Origin of the sequence: Paenibacillus zanthoxyli JH29 (assembly GCF_000520715.1) — a bacterium.
Lineage (GTDB): Bacteria > Bacillota > Bacilli > Paenibacillales > Paenibacillaceae > Paenibacillus_AQ > Paenibacillus_AQ zanthoxyli.
In genome coordinates this window covers 1-4,592 of record NZ_ASSD01000478.1, presented here as the reverse complement: position 1 = coordinate 4,592, position 4,592 = coordinate 1, and the positions used below count along the sequence as shown (strand labels likewise).

At 58.7% G+C, this 4,592-nt stretch carries 1 protein-coding gene and 1 pseudogene; one reads left to right on the top strand and one right to left on the bottom strand.

Annotation, left to right across the window (positions count from 1 at the left end):
* Window positions 1-1,042: YheC/YheD family endospore coat-associated protein (locus tag L691_RS0118365; RefSeq protein ID WP_025691868.1), on the bottom strand; the 1,042-nt coding region annotated here is incomplete at its 3' end.
* Between the two features lie 295 nt (window positions 1,043-1,337).
* Here L691_RS0118365 and L691_RS0118360 point away from each other — a divergent pair.
* Window positions 1,338-4,592 (top strand): annotated as a pseudogene (locus L691_RS0118360) (hypothetical protein); the annotation flags it as partial.

Sequence of the window (4,592 nt, the reverse complement as noted above, 5' to 3'; positions counted from 1 at the left end):
ATCCCATCGGCCGCCGGTAGCTGTCCTTCCAGACTTCAGGCAGTCCCGCCTTATAGAATCCGTACCGCTGGTCTCGTCCGTTGCATTCGATGAAAAAAAGCTGTCCGTCCCGCGTAAGTCCGATATCGAGTCCGATATCGGCGAGTCCCGGCAGGCTGCTCTCCAGGCAGTGTGCGACCGCAATGCCAAGGCTTGCAGCCGACATGCGGTAATGAGCGGCGGCGCGGGCGGGAAAAGCCTGCTCCAGCACATAGGAAGCTTGCGCAGCTTCTCCGCCCCGGGCGATGTTGGAGACAAAGCCGCCGGGAGGCGCCAGCTTGGCGAAGAGGCCGGTTACGGCCCAATCGCCGCCCCATCCCCGCTGGACGGTGACCCGTAAATCAAAGGGTCTTCCGCCCGCCTCCGCAAGCGGAATGCGCTCCTGAATGAGATAAGAGCCGGCATTCATGCGGCGCAGCAGCGCATGCGGGAGTTTGGAGGGATCGATATTGACAGTGACCATCCGGTCCTTATGCAGATAATCCAAGACCCAGCCTTTCTGGTCTTCGCGTCTCAGACGCATGATCCCTTTACCAATGCTCCCCCGGCGGGGCTTCAGGATAAGATCCGGATACAGCTCCATCATTCTCCGCAGGCTTTTGCTTCCGGCCTCCGTACCCGGAAGATGGCGGAGAAGTTCCGGATTAAGCGACAGCAGCCTGTGGATCTCATCCTTGCCGTATCTGCTGCGCCGGTTGAACAACTTGACCCCACGGGCGGCCAGCCGCTGTGTCCCGGTATTTCCGGGAGGATAAATCGCCCGGTTATGGATGACTTGGGGAATCGGTATAACGACTCTCTTATAGCCTTGAGGACCCTTGATATAAGCGGCGCTGTAACCGGAGGCGGGATCAATGTCCGACAGCTTCAAATAGCAGGGAGTCAGGCCGTAGGCATCCGCAGCTTCCTCATAGCGTGCAAGGGATTCCCATCCCGTCCTGCCTTGGGGAACCCCCCGGTGGGCGGCGGCATTCAGTAGTATGCCGATGAGTTTTTGCTCCATTAGTCTATCCCTCCCGGGTGGTAATCCGCGCCTTGCGGCTAATGTCGATCTCTTCTTAAGATATGTGCATATCCGCTTGTCAGGGTGGACGAATGAGCGAGTGGCAGGAGCCCTTTTTACATATTCCTTTCATATGGATAAAAATAGTTGTCCGCTTGACCGAGCAGCTTGTCTAATAAGATGGATCTCTATCTCTATACGCCTTTTGGTTTCTGAAATGGGATAAAAGGGTGTCATTCGCCCGATTTCCCGCATATGATGCTTAGGCGATAACACAGGGAGGGAGGGACTGCTTGTGAGCAGATCCAGAAAGAAGCTGCCGAGCAAGGCGAAAAAACGGCTGTATTTTGTGGATAATCCCAACATCAAGGAACTGAGTATACTGGAAGACGGGTGGCAGCAGTCTGGGAAGGGTGATGTGGAAAGTGATGAAACGGATATAGACCTGACCTTCAAACCGGAAGACATCATAGACCCGACTGTCAAACCGGAAGACACCATGGCCCCGACTGTTAACCCGGAAGACATCATAGTCCCGGCAGTTAAATCAGAAGGTACCATAGCCCCGGCTGTCAAACCGGCAGACAACATGGAAAAAGAGGCATTGGCGCTGCATTCGGTGGCGGAAGCCATAGACGTCACTGCCGACGTAAAGCCGGATATGCTCTCTTTTGCCGATAAACTGGAGAAAGAGAAGCGGAAGGTATACACCGACGACCTGTCCAACGGAGCGGTGACCGGACCCAAAATTGCTCCGCGCAGCATCGACGGATCGAAGCTGAAGCCTGGCATTATCGGCGCTCCCTGGATCCAGGATTATGCAGTGCAAACCATCCATATCGCGGACAAGGCGATAACTTCGGTCAAAATCGCGCCGGCATCCGTGTCTGGTGAGCATTTGGCCGAAGGCAGCATCTCGGGCGGTAAGCTGCTGGACCATTCCATCGGCGGCGAGAAGCTAAAGGAGGGCAGCATCGGTCCAGAGAAGCTGGCCGACCGTCTGATCGATGCCAGTAAAATTGCCGAGCGGTCGATTGAAAGCCGCCATTTGAGTGAATGCGTCGTCACCACCGAGCTGCTGGAGGAAGGAGCGGTCACCGGAGACAAAATCCAGAGCGGCTCGATTGCCGGCCGCCATCTGGAGAATGGACTTATCGACCGTTCCAAGCTCGTCGACGGATCGGTTGGCGGCGACATCATCGAAGACGGCTCTATTTCCGGCGCAAAGCTGGAGGAAGGTATCATCGAAGGCCGCCATCTGGGAAATGGCATTATAAGCGCGAAGCATCTAGCGCCGGGGGCCATCGGCAGAGAACAACTCGTGGGCCGGATCATCAGCGGGGAGCAGATCCAGCTTGGCACCATCGGCAGCGGGCATCTGGCTGAAGGAGCGGTTGGTTCCAAGGAGCTAGCCGGTGACTCCGTACAGAGTTCGCATATTGCGCCGGACAGCATCGCCGGCGGGCATATCGCCAGCGGAGCGATTGCGGGACGTCATCTGGCGGACCGGGGCGTAACTTACGCCAAGCTGGCGGAAGGCGCTGTAGGCACGGCGCAGCTTGTGGAACAGGCGGTCACCTCATCCAAGATTGCCGACCAGAGCGTGCTCGGGCACAAGCTGGCCGACGAGGTCGTGAGCACCCGGCATATCGCCAAATCCGCCGTGCGCGGTCCGCAAATTGCCCCTCAGTCCGTGGGCAACGCCCACCTTCAGCGTGAAGCTGTAAGCGAAGAACAGCTTGCAGCTGATGCGGTGGGACCTGGCCAGATTCAGGACAACGCGGTGCATTCCCGGCACCTGGCGGCCGGAGCCGTTGGGGGCGGGGAGCTCTCCGGGGAAGCGGTGGGCGAAGGGCATCTTCGTCCGCAGAGCGTTACCGCAGCCAAGCTCGCTGACGGCAGTGTAGTTGCAAGCAAGCTGGCCGCAGGTGCGGTTGGCGGAGCCGCACTTGCGCCGGGTGCGGTCAGCGGAGAGCATATCGCGTTCTGCTCGGTGGGAGAGAAGCATTTCGCCGATTCCAGCGTCAGTGCCCGTATTCTGCAGAACGCGGCGGTGGAAGCCGAGCATCTGGCGGCCGGGGCGGTGGATACCCGGCATTTGCGCAAGAACAGCGTAGCCCCTATTGCCCTTCAGCCAGGATCGGTCTCGGGGGATAAGCTGGCGGAAGGCGCAGTAAAGGATTTCCATCTTGCCGCAGAATCGGTTCAGCCTCATCATCTTTCGGATCATGCGGTTACCTCGCTCAAGCTGTCACCCGAGAGCGTAACGAACGACAAGCTTGGAGATTGCGCGGTAACTGCCGCCAAGCTTGCTGACGGCAGCGTACAATCCGCCAAGCTGGCGGCATCGTCCGTTCAATCGAAGCATCTGGTGGACGGCTCGGTAGGGAAGAAAGCAATCGCGGCGGGAGCGGTTCAGTCGGAGCATTTGTCCCTCGGCATTATCGGCAGTGAGCATATCCGCTCTCTGTCTGTCGGCGTTAGCCATCTTTTGCCGGACTCGATCTCATCCGTCCAGCTTCAGGAAGGCAGCGTCACCGCCGATAAACTGGGGGAAAATGCTGTCGGTCCCGTACATTTGGCCCCGGAATCCGTCAATGCGGAGCATCTGACGGACAGCTCGGTGAGAGGCCGGCATATCGCAGACGGCGGGATTACACTTCAGCATCTGTCAGATGAGGTGCGCTCCTCGGATCTGCTGCTCGACAGATCGATTGCCGGGAGCAAGCTTGCACCGAAGAGCATCAGTAATGATCAGCTGGCCGAAGGTGCGGTGGGCAGAGCGGAGCTTCAGGATGAAGCGGTGAGCGGTTCGAAGATCGCACCTTCCTCCATCCAGTCCCGCCATCTGGAAGAGGCGAGCGTGCAGAGCAGCCATCTCGCTCCATCCTCTGTCGGCGGGGAGCACTTGGCGGCCTCGGCTGTTCAATCGGAGCATCTTGCGGAAAGTTCGGTTGGGAAGGAAGCTATTCAGTCGAGAGCGGTTCAGTCAGAGCATGTATCCCCCGATAGTATCAGCGGCGGGCATATCCGCTCCTCATCCATCGGACTCGGCCATCTCCAGCCGGGTTCGGTCTCGTCCGTAAAGCTTCAGGACGGCAGCGTCACCGCTGGAAAACTCGGTGAGGGAGCCGTCCACTCCGAGCATTTGGCTGCGGAATCTGTAGCTGGAGAGCATCTGGCGGACGGCTGGGTGGAAGGCCGCCACATCGTGGCTGGTGGAATTACGCTCCTGCATCTGTCGGCTGAGGTCCGCTCCCCGGAGCTGCTGCCCGACAGTTCGATCACTGGAAACAAGCTTGCGCCCAAGAGCATTGGCAGCGACCGGCTGGCTGAAGGCGCGGTCAGCGGAGAGGAACTTCAGGATAAATCGGTGACCGGCTCGAAGATCGCCCCCTTCTCCATCCAGTCCCGCCATCTGGAAGAGGCGAGCGTGCAGAGCTACCATCTTGCCGCCGAAGCGGTTCAGCCCCATCATCTCGCGGATCATGCCGTGACTTCGCTCAAGTTGTCGCCCGAGAGCATAACGAGCGATAAGCTCAGCGATTCT